The organism is Brevibacillus nitrificans, assembly GCF_003710965.1.
GTDB lineage: Bacteria > Bacillota > Bacilli > Brevibacillales > Brevibacillaceae > Brevibacillus > Brevibacillus centrosporus.
Genome location: NZ_RHHU01000007.1, coordinates 18,361 through 34,149, shown reverse-complemented (window position 1 = coordinate 34,149; position 15,789 = coordinate 18,361). Strand labels below are relative to the sequence as shown.

Here is a 15,789-nt window from a genome sequence, read left to right as displayed (position 1 = left end):
TCAATTAAGGCTGTCACGCTGGTAGAGACCAGGCGTTGGCAGCCTTTTTGCATCGTTCATCCTGCACGGATTTGACGTATTCATCATGATCATATTTCAAAAGTGGAGATATCAAAAAAACGAAAACGGGCTACCTGCACCTATAGTATGATTTTTCAAAAAACAAGATTTTGATACCATAATAGAGAGTCGGACAGACGATTTAGGGGTGATTGGATTGAATCTCGGTACGGTTTTTGATTGTGCGGTAAGTCGGTACCCGTTCCATGTCGCTCTCGTCGAGAATAACGAGCGATACACATTTGATGAAATAAACGAGGAAGTAAATCGGTTGGCGACTTCCATGTTGAAGCTCGGTGTAGCTAGAAGAGACCGAGTGATGATGCTACTCAAAAACAGGAAAGAAGCTGTATGTATGTTTTGGGCGACTCAAAAGCTCGGGGCGATATTTACCCCGATCAGTATGAGGCTATCGCCAGAGGATACCCAGTATTGCATCAACGATTCAGAGCCCAAAGTCGTCGTATATGAGAGCAATAGCCGTCGGGCGGTGATGGCTGCGAAATTTAGTGAGCGCCCCATTTTTATCGGGTTGGAACAAGGAGAGGGGGATCTTTCCTATGCCGACTTGGTGAAGAGAGGGACGCATCCGTTTGAAAGTGTAGGGGTGGACGATGAGGATATCGCTATCATGCTGTACACGTCGGGAACTACTGGATTTCCAAAAGGGGTGCCTCGTTCCCATAAGAATGAATACGCTTCCACGATCGCGCACATCATTCAAAATTCATATGCAACCTTCGATAGCACACTGGGCGTGATGCCTTTATACCACACGATGGGAATGCGTTCTTTGTTGGCTATGTGCGTGTTGAACGGGAAATACGTGCTGGCTCCAAGCTGGGATCCTCACTCTGCACTCACACTGATTGAAAAAGAACGGATTAGCTGCTTATACATGATTCCCCGGCTGTACCATGAGTTACTGGAAGATTCATCTAGTTCCCAATCAGATCTGTCGGCACTCAAGAAGATCGGCTATGCGGGCGCTCCAATGTCAGAAGCGTTGATCACGAAGTGTTTTCAGCGAATACAGCCAAAACATTTCGTCAATCATTACGGCAGTACCGAAATCTATACTTTCACTACTTGCTCCACACTGGACAAAAAGCCTGGTTGTGCTGGTAAGCCAGGCATTCATCAACGAGTAAAGCTGGTCACACCTGATCCTTCGGGCGGTTCTACTCCGCAAGACGAGGTACCTGCTGGTCAGGTGGGGGAGATCATCATTCATGCCGGCTCGGACGAAGCGTTCAAAGGATATTGGAATCGGCCTGACGCTACACGAAAGGCCATCCGAAACCAATGGTACTTCACAGGAGATCTTGGGAAGTTCGATGAAGATGGGGATTTGTACATTGTGGGCAGAATTGACGACATGCTGATTTCAGGAGGGGAGAACATTTCACCGATAGAGGTAGAAAAGGTGCTTTCCAGTCACCCGAAAGTAGCAGAAGCAGTTGTGATCGGGCAGGAGGACGATAGATGGGGCCAGATTGTTGTTGCATTCATCGTTCCCCTCGATCCGGCGGTAACGGTGCAGGAGCTCGACCAATACTGCAAACATCACGCGAAGCTATCCAATACAAAACGACCACGGAAGTACCTGTTTGTCGACGAACTTCCGAGGAATGCTTCTGGAAAGATTATTCGACGAGAGCTTTACAACGGTCTGACAGGAAGAAACGACGCATGAGAAAGAGGGGATAATTTTGTCTGGACTGCTCATTATCGATGATGAAATAGAAAGCAGTGAAGATATCCGATCGATTCTTATGGGAAGCCAGTACAATTACCTTCCAATTTATGAATGTGATAGTGCGCAAAAAGGATTGGGACTTGTTCGTAACTATCACCCGAACATGGTGATACTCGATTTGTCATTGCCTGATTTGGACGGGATCGAATGCGGTAAGATGATCCTGGAACAAAGTCCGCATATTCCCGTCGTCGTTCTCACGCATATCCAGATGTTCGAGGTAGTACAAGCCGTCATCAACGCGGGTTTTTCAGGGTATCTGTTAAAGCCGGTTTCGAAGATAGAGTTCCTTGGCACCTTAAACAGGCTACTGATACCGCAGCTGTTTAAGGAAACCCAGTCGGTGAGAAAACCAGGCGTTTCCCAAGAACCGGTTGAGATCGATTTCGGAAATCCGATTCAGAGCGCCATCCACTACATTCATAGCCAATATCACGAGCCAATCACTCTGAATGATGTCGCAGACCGAGTCTATCTCAGCGGGTCCCATTTTAGCCGATTATTTAAAGCGGAAATGAGGATCACATTTATCGAGTACTTGACCAAGCATAGGGTGGAGCAGGCAAAAAAACTGTTGAAAATGACATCGCTACCCATTGAGGTCATTGCAAACAACGCTGGTTTTACCAACGCTGGTTACTTCGCGACCACTTTCAAGCGTTTGGAAAATATAACCCCGAGTGAATACCGGCAGATGTTTTCCAGTCTTCTTTCCTAAAGGGAAGATTGAGCAAAAATGTGGAAACGAGATTGGAAAAAATGCAAAACCGCACAATTCAAAATATTCCTATGATAGAAGCATGCACTTCCAAGATTTGAGGTGATACAGAATTGATGGAGATCTATGAAGGGTTGAAGCACTGCCTGGAAAACAAGGAACGAGCAGTCCTAGCGACAATCATTGAAGTAGACGGGTCCACCTACAGGCGTGAAGGGGCGAGCTGTTTCATTACAGAAGACGGCAAAGTGCTGGGGACCGTGAGTGCTGGGTGCGTCGAAGGGGATTTGTTTGAGCATGCGAGGGACGTTCTCGAATCGGGAAGAGCGCGAACGCAGCATTATGATTTCCGGTCGGAGGAAGATTTGCTCTGGGGCATGGGAGTAGGCTGCAATGGCGCTATGAAGATTCTTCTGCAGCCATTTGATCCCGTTCGATACCCTGCATACACCAATCATGTGTTCCAGATGTATGAGAAGAAAGCCTTCTGTCGGAAGGAGTTTATTGTAGGTATCGTAATTGATACGGCTGATCCTTCCACACATCAAATTGGAACCCCTTACATTTTTGAACAAGATGAGCGAAGTACGCCGAGGATACGCAATGGATCCAGGGGGCTCGTCCATTGGGAGTTGAAAGATGTTCAAGTCACCCTGTACGTGGAGACGGTTCAGCCTCGCCCCATGCTAGTGGTATATGGAGCGGGTCCGGATGCAATCCCACTGGTTCAGGGAGCGAGCAGGCTCGGATGGCATGTGACGCTCATTGATCATCGAGAACATGCACTCTGCCATCAGGCCTTTGCATCAGCAGACCGATTACAGCTAATCAGTCGAGAGGATTACGGGAATCTTTACGTGGACGAGAATGCGTATGTCGTAGTGATGACTCACAATTACCTGCTGGATGCAAAGGTAGTGAAAAGAATGATTGACTCTACGATCCCTTATCTGGGCGTACTCGGTCCACGCAAAAGAATAGAGCGGATTCTCCAGGAAATCAACACAGAACAGAAAAGGCCTATAGTCGTTGATTTTGCAAAACTGCATGCACCGATCGGATTGGATATCGGAGCTGATTCACCCGAGGAAATCGCCTTGAGCATCTTGGCAGAGCTCACGAGCTGCCGGAATCGGCGAGGTGGCCAGTCCCTGAGATTACGCAACGAACCGCTGCATGAGCGAAACGAGTTTGTCTCAGAGAAAGTACTGGCACAAAGGTGAATTCTAGAGTCGGGATTGTCATAATGGCTGCAGGTTTTTCTAAGAGGATGGGCTGCCAGAAATTGCTCTTGCCCTATGGACCCCAAAGCCTGTTGAGGCACGTAGTTAAAAAAAGGGTTGAATACAACAGCAAGAGAGGCCGTTGTTGTACTTAATTCTCAGTTTGAAGATTTGTTTAGTGAGATATCGGATTTGCCTATCTGGGTAATCGACCCGTTGACGGTGGACTTGTGTTGCTGGCAGATCAGCCGGGAATCGAGCCAGCCGTCCTAGAAGTGGTGATTGACCGGTTTGGACAGACAGAAAAAGGAATCGTTCAAGCAGCAATCCAGTTTGGAGGGAGCGGCAAGTGAACAAGCAGCATATTGGCAAACCGATGGCGCGAGTAGAGGATGCGCGGCTGACGTCTGGGCAAGGCAGCTTTATCGAGGATATGAACCCGCTGCCCAACATCCATCATGCCGCCATCCTGCGCAGCCCTTATCCCCATGCCCGTATCAAGGCGATTCGCACGGAACAGGCCGAACAGATGCCTGGCGTGAAAGGAATCGTGACGGGCAAAGATGTGGTGGAGTTGACCCATCCGTTTCCGGTAGGGGTAACCGCTCCGGTCAAGTATTACTCCTTGGCGGTAGACAAAGTCCGCTATGTAGGAGAGCCAGTGGCCGTTGTCGTGGCGAAAAACAGGTATCTCGCAGAAGATGCGCTGGAGCGGATTGAAGTGGAGTACGAACCACTCCCTGCCGTCGTCGATATCGAGACGTCCCTTCTTGCGGACAGTCCCATTCTTCACGACGAGGTAGGCTCCAACATCGCCAACCACCGCACATTCTCGTATGGAGACCCCGACAAGGCTTTCCGCGAGGCGGAGCTTGTGGTGAAGCACAAATTCATGTTTCCCAAATACAGCGCCACACCAGTGGAGACGTACGGAGTCATCGCCCACTATCAATCAAGCAGCGACAGCCTGACGATCTGGTCTAATTTCCACGGTCCGTTCACCTTGCAATCGGTCATGGCGGCAGCTTTGCGGATCAACAGCAACCAGCTGCGAATCATGATCCCCAAGGATGTGGGGGGAAGCTACGGAATCAAGTCGGGGGTATATCCCTACATGGTGCTGATGGGGGTCGTCTCGAAAAAGGTAGGCTTGCCCGTGAAGTGGATCGAGGATCGCCAGGAACATCTGATGGCGAGCTCGAGCGGAACGGACAGGGTGACCTGGATCGAGGCAGCCGTGAAGCGAGATGGGACCGTGACTGGCTTGCGGATGAAAATGGTGGATAGCGTCGGGGCTTATGTCCGGGCACCTGAGCCAGCTTGTCTGTACCGGACGCACTCCAACAGCACCGGCGCCTATCGGATCGAGCACCTTGCCATGGAAACCATCGCGGTCATGACCAACAAAAGTCCGACCGGGCTGATCCGGGGCTACGGCGGGCAGCAGATGTACTTTCCGTTGGAGCGGATCATGCACATGGTGGCGACGAAGCTGGGGCTGGACCCGGCTGAAGTCCTGCGGCGGAATTTGATAGCCAAAGAGGAATTCCCGTATCAGACGCCGTCGGGTGGAATTTACGACAGCGGTGACTATCGGCAGGCGTTTGAAAAGCTGATGAGCATCGCAAAGTACGAGGAATTTCGGAAGCGCCAGGCAAAAGCCAGACAGGAAGGCAGATATTTGGGGATCGGTTTGGCTTGCATCGTCGAACCATCCGGCTCCAACATGGGCTACATCACCGTCGCATTGACCCCGGAAGAGCGGGGAAGGTCGTTGCCAAAGTCAGGGTGCGCGGAAGGTGCCACCGTCTCGATTGATCCGATGGGCGGCATCAGTGTCCGAATCAGCACGGCCCCTACTGGGCAAGGGCATGAGACCGTCTCGGCGCAGATCGTGGGGGAAGTGCTTGGAGTGGACCCGCGAACAATCAAGGTGATCGCCGAGATGGATACGCTGACCAGCCCATGGTCGGTAGCCTCGGGCAGCTACTCCAGCCGCTTTGGCCCTATCGGATCGAGCGCCGTTTATCAGGCGGCGGGAAAAGTCCAGGAAAAGCTGCTTCGGATCGCAGCCGATCAACTGGGGCGCTCGCCTGATGAACTGGTCATGGAAACGGGCAAGGTTGTGGTGCGAGACGACCCATCCAAACAAATCTCGCTCAAGCGGCTTGTCGGTTCCGCCCACTGGAACCCGCAAGGATTGCCGGCGGGAACGGAGCCAGGCATTCACGAGACCGCCTTTTACACGATTCCGACTGCGCTGCCTCCCGATGAAAACGATTTGATCAATGGTTCGGCCACCTACGGATTTGTCGCCGATGCGGTCACAGTCGAAGTCGATCCCGCGACCGGCGATGTGCAAATCCTGGACTATTTCACCATCCATGACGCAGGCGTGCTCCTGAATCCTCTTATCGCCGACGGCCAGATCATGGGCGGGTTGGCGCACGGATTGGGCGGCGCGCTTTACGAGGAGCTGGCCTACGACAAGAACGGTCAGTTTCTGGCAGGGAGCTTTATGGATTACCTGTGTCCGACAGCTACAGAGATTCCAAAGGTGACCATCGCACACATCGAGACGCCATCGCCATTGACGCCTCTCGGGGCAAAGGGCTTGGGAGAAGGCAATACGATGAGTGCGCCAGTAGTGATCGCCAATGCGGTTGCAGACGCCATTTCCCCATACGGTGTCACGATCGACACGCTGCCCTTGTCGCCGAACCGGATCTGGTCATGGATACAACAAGCGAAGAGCAAAGAGGAGGAATTGGTATGAACGGAAATGGATCTGTCGAGCTGAATGCCTCGGTCGAGCAAGTATGGGCAAAAATCCTCAATCCCGAGGTGCTGGCCGAGTGCATCATGGGGTGCAAGGAATTGGTGCTGCTAGAGGATGGGAAGTACCGCGCCGACCTGGCAGTAGGAGTCGCCGCGGTGAAAGGAAAGTATGACGCGACGATTCAGTTGACCGATGTGGAAGAGCTGAAAAGCTACAAACTGATCGTACGCGGAGAGGGGGCCCCGGGCTTTGTAGAAGCAGAAGGCCTGATCGAACTGATCCCGGCAGAAGAGGGAACCACCACACTCACCTATGCGTACCAAGCAGAGGTCGGGGGGAAGGTAGCGTCGATCGGCCAGCGGATGCTTGGCGGGGTCGCAAAGCTGTTGATCTCAGACTTTTTCAAAAAGATGAAAAAACAAGTGGAAAATGAACAAAAAACAGCCTGACATCAGATGCGGAGGGGTTTGAGGTGAAACCGGCAGCTTTTGATTATCTTCGTCCCTCCAATGTGGAGGAGGCGTGTCAACTGTTATTGGAGTACGGGGAGGAAGGAAAGCTGATCGCTGGCGGACAAAGTTTGCTTCCGATCCTCAACATGCGGCTATCCACTCCCGAGTACCTCATTGACATTAGCGGATTGCAAGAATTGAAGTACATCTACTCGGAAGGGGATTGGCTGAACATCGGGGCATTGACACGGCAGCGAGATGTAGAGAGATCGGCCTTGGTGAAGGAAGCGGCACCGCTCCTGTCGGAGGCACTGCCGTACATCGGGCACATGCAGACACGCAATCGCGGGACGTTCGGCGGCAGCCTGGTCCATGCCGACCCGACCGCTGAGATTCCCTTGTCACTTTTGGCATTGAACGCGTCGGTCGTCGTTCAAAGCGCAGAGGGGGCCAGGGAGGTCGAGCTGAACGATTTTTTCATCACGTATTTGACGACGGACATCATGCCTGGAGAGATTTTGCGGGAAGTGAAGATTCCTGTGGGGTCGATTCCCATGGGCTACTCGTTCCAAGAGTACAGCAGAAAACACGGAGATTTCGCGCTGGTGGCGGCGGCATGCGTATTGGATACCGACGAACAAAATCGGATCACGGCAGTCAGACTCACGCTGGGCGGAGTAGATGCTGTTCCGGTGCTCGCAGCGGATGCAGCGGACTTGCTCATCGGTGAAAAACTGACAGACACCCTGCTGCAGGAAGCCAGCCGCGCAGCCTCCGCACACGTCGATCCCGAGGGAGACCTGCACGCTTCGCGGGAATACCGCCTCCATCTCGCGCAGGTGTTTGCTGCAAAGGTAATGGAAACCGCATACAACCGCGCAGTAGCAAAGGGGGGGACAGCGTGATCAAGGTAAATCGGAACGAATGGTTCAACCTCCGTATGCAAGTAAACGGCAAGCGCTATGAGGAGCGTGTCGAACCGCGGAAGCTGCTGAGCGACTTTTTGCGGGAGGATTGCGGCCTGACTGGGACTCACGTCGGCTGCGAGCATGGCGTCTGTGGCGCATGTACGGTGCTGGTGGACGGCAGCGCCGTCCGCAGCTGCCTGATGTTTGCCATTCAGGCGGAGGGAGCGGAAATCACGACGGTGGAGGGACTCGCCCAAGGTGGCATACCTCATCCTCTGCAAGATGCGTTTTCCGAGTGCCATGCCCTGCAATGCGGTTTTTGTACACCGGGAATTCTGATGTCCTCTGTGGAGTTTTTGGAGACCCATTCCAATCCAGGTACAGAAGAGATCAAAGACATGCTCTCGGGTCATTTGTGCAGGTGCACGGGGTACAAGGGAATTGTAGAAGCTGTGCAGAGAGTGGTACACAGACAGAAGGAAGGTGAAGAAGCGAGTGGATCTGGGGACGCTGTTTCAATTTGCAGTCGAGCGACACCCGCAGTTTGAAGCATTGGTGCAGGGCGACAAACGCCTCACGTACGAAGAGCTGAATCAGGAGGTGGACCGGGCGGCATCTGGTCTGCAGGCTCTCGGTATCAAACGGCGCGACCGCGTGGTACTCGTCCTGAAAAATCGGATGGAAATGGTCATCCTGTACTGGGCCATCCAAAAAATCGGTGCCGTGTTCACGCCGATCAATTTCCGGCTGACGTCGGAAGAGATTGAATATTGCGTCAAGGATGCCCAGGCGAAAGCAGTCATCTATGAACCGGTCAGCGAAAGTGCTGTCCTGCAGGCAGTAGGCGGGGTGCAAACGCTGAAGATCGCCGTGCTGGGGGCGAGGGGGGCGGATGTCAGCTATGAAGACTTGCTGACCAAAGGCAGCGGTGAGGTGAAGCTGGAGGCAGGGAATGGCGATGACTACTGCCTGATGCTGTACACGTCGGGAACGACGGGGAAGCCCAAGGGCGTGCCTCGCACTCATCGCAATGAGTACAGCGCGGCGGTAGCGCACATCATTCAAAATCATTACTCCGTCCAGGAAAGCACGATTGGCGTCATGCCCTTGTACCACACGATGGGCATGCGTTCCCTCCTCTCGATCGCCTTCCTGAACGGAAAGCTGGTCATGACACCCGATTACGATGCCCGACTGGTCCTCGAGCATCTGGACAAAGAAAAGATCACGTGTGTCTATCTGGTGCCTACCATTTTTCATGATCTAGTATACCATTCCGATTTTGCCAAGTATAACCTGTCTGCGTTAAAAAAGTTGGGCTACGCAGGCGCGGCCATGACGAAGGCGTTGACCGAGGAGATCATCGCCAAGCTTCAGCCGGTGGTTTTCGTCAACCACTACGGTTCGTCGGAGGTGTATACCTTCTCCATCTGCAATTATTTGGATCGCAAGCCAGGTTGTGCAGGCAAGCCTGGATTCCACCAGCGGCTTCGTGTCGTGGTGGCGGATCCGGAGGGCGGCTCTGGGCCTGACGATGTCTTGCCACCCGGTGTTCCCGGAGAAATCATTGTCGACCTGCGCTCTCAGGAAGCCTTTCAAGGTTACTGGAATCGTCCCGACGCCACAGGCAAGGCACTTCGTGAGGGCTGGTATTTTACCGGTGACATGGGCGCGATAGATGAAGATGGGGATTTGTATGTCTTGGGGCGCGTGGACGACATGATCATCTCTGGGGGAGAAAACATCCATCCGCTGGAAGTGGAAGATGTCATCGCCAAGCATCCAAAGGTAGCGGAGGTCGCCGTCGTCGGCTTGCCGGATGTACGGTGGGGGGAAATTGTGACAGCGTTTGTCGTGCCCAAGGACTCCCGATTGACGCAGGAGGAGCTGGACGAATACTGCAAGCAATGCAACTTCCTGTCCAACTTCAAGCGTCCCAGAAAGTACGTGCTAGTCGAATCCATTCCGAAGAGTCCGGTGGGGAAAATCCTGCGGCGGATGCTGCGGGATGGCCAATATGAAGCAGGATTGACAAAAAAGGAGAGTGTATCGTAATGGACAAACACACACAAGCAGGCGCAACGCTTAACCAATGGGATCATCTTCGCGTTGAAAAGAACCTTGAGAAGAAAACGGCGACGGTCGTTCTGGACCGCCCGGAAAAAATGAATACGCTCAGCTTTATCGCCCGTTCGCAGCTGAATCAGATTTTCCAGCAGCTGAATGAGGATGATGAGGTCCGCATCATCATCTTGAAAGGCGAAGGAAATCAAGCATTCTCCTCTGGCGGAACCATCGCGCAGTTCATGGAACGCCATCCGGAAGAGCTTTCGGTCCTCCACAAGAATGTGGCTGCCCCCGAGCGTTCGTCGAAGCCGGTGATCGCCCAGCTGCAAGGCTATACCTTCGGGGTGGGCTTGGAGATTGCGATGTCCTGCGACTTTAGGATCGCTTCGGACACCACCTTGCTGGCGCTGCCGGAAGTCAAGCTGGGGATGATCCCTGGAAGCGGCGGGACGCAACGCATCGCCAGAATCGCCGGTTTGGGCCGCGCCAAGGATATGATCATGCGCGGACGCCGGATTCCTGCGGCCGAGGCGTATCAATGGGGGCTGTTGACGACGGTCGTTCCTCAGGAAAATTTGGATCAGGCAGTGGCTGACCTGGTCGACGAGCTGCTGGAATATTCGCCGCTAGCCCTTCGTGTCCTCAAGCAAGTATTAAACGCTTCGCAGGAAGGACCTCTCAGCGCAGGACTGGAAATCGAGGGTTACGCATACGGCATGCTGCGCAGCACCCATGATTTCCGTGAAGGCGTCGAAGCCTTCAATGAAAAACGCAAGCCCAACTTTCTTGGCGAGTAAAGCCTCATGAAATAGCCCGGGGACTCCCCGGGCTGCAATAGGCTCGCATATATCTGAATATTTCGTGAGTTATTTCAAAAAGAGGTTCTTGGAGGTATGAATATGTCCATGGTGAACGATACGAGCGCGCCTACGCTGACGCGCCCGCCAAAGGTCGAAGTGAGCCGTCGCCAGATGATCAATGCGTCACTGGCCTCACTCTTGGGCTGGTCACTCGATTTGTTTGATTTGTTTGTCCTGCTGTACGTCGCTCCCGTGATTGGTCAGCTCTTTTTTCCGGCCGATCTTCCTACGCTCTCATTGGCCGCCGTCTATGCTTCCTTTGCCGTCACACTCTTGATGAGACCCATAGGCTCAGCGCTGTTCGGTTCCTATGCAGACCGGCTCGGGCGAAAGCGAGCGATGATTTTTGCGGTTACCGGTGTCGGGATCTCCACCGCCCTGTTCGGTGCTTTGCCGACTGTGCAGCAGGTAGGCGTGACAGCAGCCGTCTTGTTTCTCATCCTGAGACTGATTCAGGGAATATTCGTCGGTGGTGTCGTGGCGTCTACACATACGATCGGCACGGAGTCAGTCCCTCCGAAATGGCGCGGCTTCATGTCAGGGTTGATTGGTGGCGGAGGTGCGGGCTTGGGCGCCTTGCTCGCTTCGATTGTGTACTTTATCGTTTCGGAAGCGTTTCCAGGTGAAGCCTTCAACGAGTGGGGCTGGCGGTTCATGTTTTTTGCGGGCATTCTAAGCTCCATCCTGGGGCTGTTCGTCTTCAAATCACTGGAGGAGTCCCCGTTGTGGTTACAGGCGAAACAGCAGCAAGCCAGTGAGGAGAAACCCGAGGCCTCCCCCGTAAAAACGATCTTCTCCCAATATTTATCCGTCCTGCTCGTGAATCTGCTCCTCGTGATCGGCGGGGGCACCGCTTATTATCTCACCTCTGGATACTTGCCTACCTTCCTCAAAGTAATCAACAAAATCCCCAGTGGTACAGCATCGCTGATTCTCATGGGCGCAAGTGTAACCGCTATCATTTCCGCTGTCTTGTTTGGTTACCTGAGCGATGTCATCGGCAGGAAGAAGACATTCATCATCATTGGCATCATCAACCTGATCGTCCTTCCGGTACTGTATCTTGGCCTGGGGAGCGCAACGACGATTCCCATGATTACTGGTTACGCATTTGCCCTCGCCTTTTTGGGAAATGCTGCATATGCACCGATCCTGATATTCCTCAATGAACGCTTCCCGACATCCATTCGCTCGAGCGGAACAGGACTTTCCTGGAACATAGGTTTTGCTGTGGGAGGGATGATGCCCACGTTTGTCACCCTGGCCAGTGGCGCTACGGAAAACATCCCGTTTTCGCTGATGTACTTTTCGATCGGAGTCTTTGTCCTGTATGTGATTGGTAGCTTCATCGTTCCGGAAACGAAAGGGAAGTTCGAGTAGCACCTGAGCCAAAGAGAGGGAAGGTGGATAGAGACGATGGCGTACGTGACGGAGCAAAAACCTGCAGATTACTGCAATTATGTAGGGGGAGAATGGACGAAATCATCCTCTGGCGAAACGCTGCCATCCTATAATCCGGCAACTGGGGAATGGGTCGGCACCGCGCAAAATTCCTCAGTATCCGACGTGGAACAGGCGATCGACAGGGCATACGATGTTTTCCAAAAAAGCGATTGGGGCTATAACCCGAAACGGCGCTATGAAGCATTGCTCGGCTTCGCACAAAAAATCGAGGAGAACCTGGAGCGGCTGGCCACGGTTTTGACCCGCGAGCAAGGGAAAACCATCAAGGAATCGCGGCAGGAGCTAGCTGGATGCGTGGATACCCTGAAGTATTTCGCGGGTGCGGCCAGGACGGTATTCGGTCGCTCCGTCCAGCTTGAACCGGGCAATTTTGGCGTGATTGCCAAGGAGCCAATCGGCGTGGTGGGGATCATCTCCCCATGGAACTGGCCCGCGCTTCTGATGATTCGCGAGCTTGCGCCAGCTCTGGCAGCGGGAAACGCGGTGATCGTAAAGCCGGCCAGCCTGACTCCGGTCATTTCTGTCGAGCTGTTCAAACTGATCGCGGAAGTGCCGCAGTTCACCAAAGGCATCGTCAGCATCATCACGGGTCCAGGGCGCTCGATCGGGGCAGCCATGGGTGTCAGCAAAAAAATCGACATGATCAGCTTTACTGGAGATACCTCGACAGGCAAGACGATCATGGAGCTGGCTACGAGCAATATCAAGAAGCTGGCGCTGGAGCTAGGGGGCAAATCTCCCAATGTGCTGTTTGCGGACGCCAATTTAGACAAGGCGATCCCACTCATCGGCCGATCCATTTTCATCTCCGCCGGACAAATCTGCATGGCCGGCTCGCGGCTGCTGGTACACGAAGCTGTCAAAGACGAGGTATTGGCCCGCTTGAAGCAGTACGCCGAGAATCTTTGCGTCGGCAACGGGCTACTAGAGTCTACCGACATGGGGCCTGTGATTAATCAGGATCAACTGGAGCTGGTTACCGAGTACTGTGAAATTGGCAAGCGCGAGGGGAAAATGATTACCGGCGGACATCGTTTGAGCGGGGGAGAATTTGATCGAGGAACGTTTTTTGCGCCAACGATCATCGACGAGCTTTCGCCAAGCTGCCGCGTAGTGCGCGAGGAGATTTTCGGTCCTGTCCTCGCCGTTCAAAGCTTTGCGAACGAAGAGGAAGCACTTGCGATGGCGAATGATACCGATTTCGGATTGTCAGCGGGAGTGTGGACGAACGATCTGAACCGCGCAATGCGCATGTCCAAGGGTATCAAAGCGGGGACGGTATGGATTAATACGTACAACAAAAATTTTCCGGAGGCGGAATTCGGTGGCTACAAACAGAGCGGCCTAGGTCGGACCCGCGGAGTCGACGGGCTGATGGAATACTGTGAAACCAAGCATATCCATTTCGAAGTGGAATGAACCGGCATCGAAAGGAGACTTTGCGATGAATGGAAACCAAGTCGTGCAGGGAGCTGATTTTTCCTTTCACCTGCCGACCGCAATTGAATTCGGCTTAGGAAAAGCAACCCGTCTCGGAGAAATCCTGTTGCCGCTGGGCGTGAAAAAAGTGTTCATCGTTACCGACAAAGGCGTCGTTTCCGCTGGTTTGCTAGAAGGCGTGACGTTCTCCTTACAGCATCAGGGGATCGGCTACGACATTTATGCGGAGGTGGAGCCTGATCCGAGTCTTGAAACGATTGATAGGGGTGCCGAATATTTTCTGAAGCAACCGTACGATTGTGTGGTGGCCATAGGAGGCGGCAGTCCGATTGATACGGCAAAGGGAATCCGAGTCGTGGCCACAAATGGTGGAAGCATCGGCCAGTACGCAGGCGTTCACCGGGTGCCGACAGCCTCTCCCATACCGCTGGTCGCGATTCCAACTACGTCAGGGACGGGCAGCGAGGTGACAATCTTCGGGGTCTATTCGGACTGGCACAATCAAGTGAAAATTACCGTGACCAGCCCTTATATGGCGCCTACCCTGGCCTTGATCGATCCGGCCTTGACGATTGGCCTGCCATCAAAAATGTCAGCGGCCACCGGGATTGATGCCCTCGCGCATGGAATCGAAACGTATTTTTCTCTGGGGTCGAGCCCCGCGTCTGATGCCCTGGCCCTGCAAGCCATGGAAGTGGTGGTTGCGAATCTGCGCAGGGCGGTTCATGACGGCTCTGACATGACAGCGCGAATCGGGATGTCACACGGCAGCTTGCTCGCTGGGATGGCGTTCAACAACGGTTTTTTGGGATTGGCTCATGCGATCGGCAGTGCCCTATCCGGACACTGTCATGTGGCCCACGGTGTCGCCATTGGATTGCTTTTGCCGCACGTCGTAGCGTTCAACACACCAGTGTGTCCGGAGAAAGCGGCAAAGCTCGCCGTGTTGATGGGCGCACAGAAGAAGGCAGCGGAGGGCGTCGCCCAACTCGTTTGGGAGATTGGGCTTCCCACTCGAATGCGCGAAGTAAACGTGAAGGAAGAAAAGCTTGTCGATATCGCAAGGGATTCCTTCAAGAGTGGGATGATGAAATTCAATCCGCGTAAGCCGACCGAACAGGAGGTGCTGGAGCTTTTACAACGCGCGTTTTGATAGCCAAATGAAATCGCAAGGAGGCAGCTGATTATGGGTGAACAGCTGAATCAAAATACGGTTGATGACTTCATTCCCAGCCTTAATCAGACAACGGATGAAGTGGCATGGGATCTGTACCGCAAAGCGATCCGTTTTGGAACATGGGATCCTGCGGCGATTGACCTCGGTCAGGATAAAAAAGACTTTGAAGCGATCGATGACGATTTGAAAGGGTACCTCATCCATTTCTGCACAGGATTTCTCGATGCGGAGGAGAACGTGGCACTGAAATTTTGCCCATGGGTCATGCTCGGTTCTTCCACGGAGCAACAGGCATTTCTCAGTACGCAGCTGGTAGAAGAATTCAAGCACACCGAGTTTTTCATGCGCTATTTCCAAGAAGTGTTCGGTAGGGAGCGAATCGTTGGCGTGAAAAATATCGTCCAGCAAAAGCTTGATGATCGCGTGAAAATGATGCTGGCTGCGCTTGAAAAAGGGGAAGAGGAACGCGAGGCCGCATTGGTGGAAGGATTGACCCATTACCAAGGCATCATTGAAGGCGTTCAGGCGATGACCGGATATGATGTGTACGAAGCGGTGTTCGGAAGCAAAGGGCTTTTTCCCGGATTGGCGGAGGGCTTTGCCCGAATCAAAGAAGACGAGGGGCGTCATGTCGGTTTCGGTCTTCGCATGCTGAAGCTGCTTGCCCGTAATCCGGAGCATGCAAAGCGCATTCGCGGACTATACGACGAATACTTACCGTACATTTTGATCCGTTATGATCAGCCGGTCATTGTGGATGGACGGGAGTACCCAACGCCGCCGGAAGTTCAGGGTCGTGAACGGTTGACGAAAATGTTCGAGCGCAGGCTGAAGGATATCTTCGGGAAACCAGTTTCCAGATAAGGGGGGACACCACTCGAC

Annotated in this window: 14 protein-coding genes; all 14 read left to right on the top strand. The window is 53.3% G+C overall.

Features of this window, described 5'->3' with window-relative positions:
• The first annotated feature begins 217 nt into the window (after window positions 1–217).
• Complete coding sequence (locus EDM59_RS12695) at window positions 218–1,756, top strand: class I adenylate-forming enzyme family protein (RefSeq protein ID WP_122923925.1); 1,539 nt, start codon at window positions 218–220, stop codon at window positions 1,754–1,756.
• 16 nt (window positions 1,757–1,772) lie between these two features.
• Window positions 1,773–2,537 carry a response regulator transcription factor gene (locus tag EDM59_RS12690; RefSeq protein WP_092277128.1) on the top strand — a complete coding sequence of 255 codons (765 nt, stop codon included), beginning with the start codon at window positions 1,773–1,775 and terminating at the stop codon, window positions 2,535–2,537.
• Between the two features lie 116 nt (window positions 2,538–2,653).
• A complete protein-coding gene (locus tag EDM59_RS12685; protein WP_122923924.1) occupies window positions 2,654–3,760 on the top strand; it encodes an XdhC family protein in 1,107 nt (368 codons plus the stop codon).
• Between the two features lie 23 nt (window positions 3,761–3,783).
• On the top strand, window positions 3,784–3,915 hold the full coding sequence (locus tag EDM59_RS31770) for an NTP transferase domain-containing protein (protein ID WP_139228132.1): 132 nt from the start codon (window positions 3,784–3,786) through the stop codon (window positions 3,913–3,915).
• Window positions 3,916–4,109: 194 nt separating this feature from the next.
• Window positions 4,110–6,536, top strand: coding sequence for a xanthine dehydrogenase family protein molybdopterin-binding subunit (locus EDM59_RS12675; RefSeq protein ID WP_246011021.1), 2,427 nt, complete (start codon window positions 4,110–4,112; stop codon window positions 6,534–6,536).
• Entirely contained in the window at window positions 6,533–6,988 is a 456-nt protein-coding gene (locus EDM59_RS12670; RefSeq protein ID WP_122923923.1) for an SRPBCC family protein, read from the top strand. Before EDM59_RS12675 ends, EDM59_RS12670 begins: the two co-directional genes overlap by 4 nt.
• A 23-nt stretch (window positions 6,989–7,011) precedes the next feature.
• Window positions 7,012–7,896 (top strand): FAD binding domain-containing protein, encoded by an 885-nt coding sequence (locus EDM59_RS12665; RefSeq protein WP_122923922.1) that lies wholly within the window; start codon window positions 7,012–7,014, stop codon window positions 7,894–7,896.
• 35 nt (window positions 7,897–7,931) lie between these two features.
• Window positions 7,932–8,447: a (2Fe-2S)-binding protein gene (locus EDM59_RS12660; protein WP_122924050.1), complete on the top strand. Its 516-nt coding sequence runs from the start codon at window positions 7,932–7,934 to the stop codon at window positions 8,445–8,447.
• Window positions 8,395–9,954 (top strand): class I adenylate-forming enzyme family protein, encoded by a 1,560-nt coding sequence (locus EDM59_RS12655; RefSeq protein WP_122923921.1) that lies wholly within the window; start codon window positions 8,395–8,397, stop codon window positions 9,952–9,954. Before EDM59_RS12660 ends, EDM59_RS12655 begins: the two co-directional genes overlap by 53 nt.
• Window positions 9,954–10,763 carry an enoyl-CoA hydratase/isomerase family protein gene (locus EDM59_RS12650; RefSeq protein WP_122923920.1) on the top strand — a complete coding sequence of 270 codons (810 nt, stop codon included), beginning with the start codon at window positions 9,954–9,956 and terminating at the stop codon, window positions 10,761–10,763. Before EDM59_RS12655 ends, EDM59_RS12650 begins: the two co-directional genes overlap by 1 nt.
• Before the next feature lie 102 nt (window positions 10,764–10,865).
• Entirely contained in the window at window positions 10,866–12,206 is a 1,341-nt protein-coding gene (locus EDM59_RS12645; RefSeq protein ID WP_246011020.1) for an MFS transporter, read from the top strand.
• 36 nt (window positions 12,207–12,242) lie between these two features.
• Window positions 12,243–13,709 (top strand): aldehyde dehydrogenase family protein, encoded by a 1,467-nt coding sequence (locus EDM59_RS12640; protein ID WP_092277152.1) that lies wholly within the window; start codon window positions 12,243–12,245, stop codon window positions 13,707–13,709.
• 25 nt (window positions 13,710–13,734) lie between these two features.
• Window positions 13,735–14,883, top strand: coding sequence for an iron-containing alcohol dehydrogenase family protein (locus EDM59_RS12635; protein ID WP_122923918.1), 1,149 nt, complete (start codon window positions 13,735–13,737; stop codon window positions 14,881–14,883).
• A gap of 33 nt (window positions 14,884–14,916) precedes the next feature.
• Window positions 14,917–15,771, top strand: coding sequence for a R2-like ligand-binding oxidase (locus EDM59_RS12630; protein ID WP_122923917.1), 855 nt, complete (start codon window positions 14,917–14,919; stop codon window positions 15,769–15,771).
• Window positions 15,772–15,789 lie beyond the last annotated feature (18 nt).

Bases quoted from the DNA above. Each gene is read 5' to 3' on its own strand.
- EDM59_RS12670 (WP_122923923.1), top strand. From the start codon at position 6,533: ATGAACGGAAATGGATCTGTCGAGCTGAATGCCTCGGTCGAGCAAGTA.
- EDM59_RS12640 (WP_092277152.1), top strand. From the start codon at position 12,243: ATGGCGTACGTGACGGAGCAAAAACCTGCAGATTACTGCAATTATGTA.
- EDM59_RS12650 (WP_122923920.1), top strand. From the start codon at position 9,954: ATGGACAAACACACACAAGCAGGCGCAACGCTTAACCAATGGGATCAT.
- EDM59_RS31770 (WP_139228132.1), top strand. From the start codon at position 3,784: ATGGCTGCAGGTTTTTCTAAGAGGATGGGCTGCCAGAAATTGCTCTTG.
- EDM59_RS12660 (WP_122924050.1), top strand. From the start codon at position 7,932: ATGCAAGTAAACGGCAAGCGCTATGAGGAGCGTGTCGAACCGCGGAAG.
- EDM59_RS12685 (WP_122923924.1), top strand. From the start codon at position 2,654: ATGGAGATCTATGAAGGGTTGAAGCACTGCCTGGAAAACAAGGAACGA.
- EDM59_RS12630 (WP_122923917.1), top strand. From the start codon at position 14,917: ATGGGTGAACAGCTGAATCAAAATACGGTTGATGACTTCATTCCCAGC.
- EDM59_RS12645 (WP_246011020.1), top strand. From the start codon at position 10,866: ATGTCCATGGTGAACGATACGAGCGCGCCTACGCTGACGCGCCCGCCA.
- EDM59_RS12635 (WP_122923918.1), top strand. From the start codon at position 13,735: ATGAATGGAAACCAAGTCGTGCAGGGAGCTGATTTTTCCTTTCACCTG.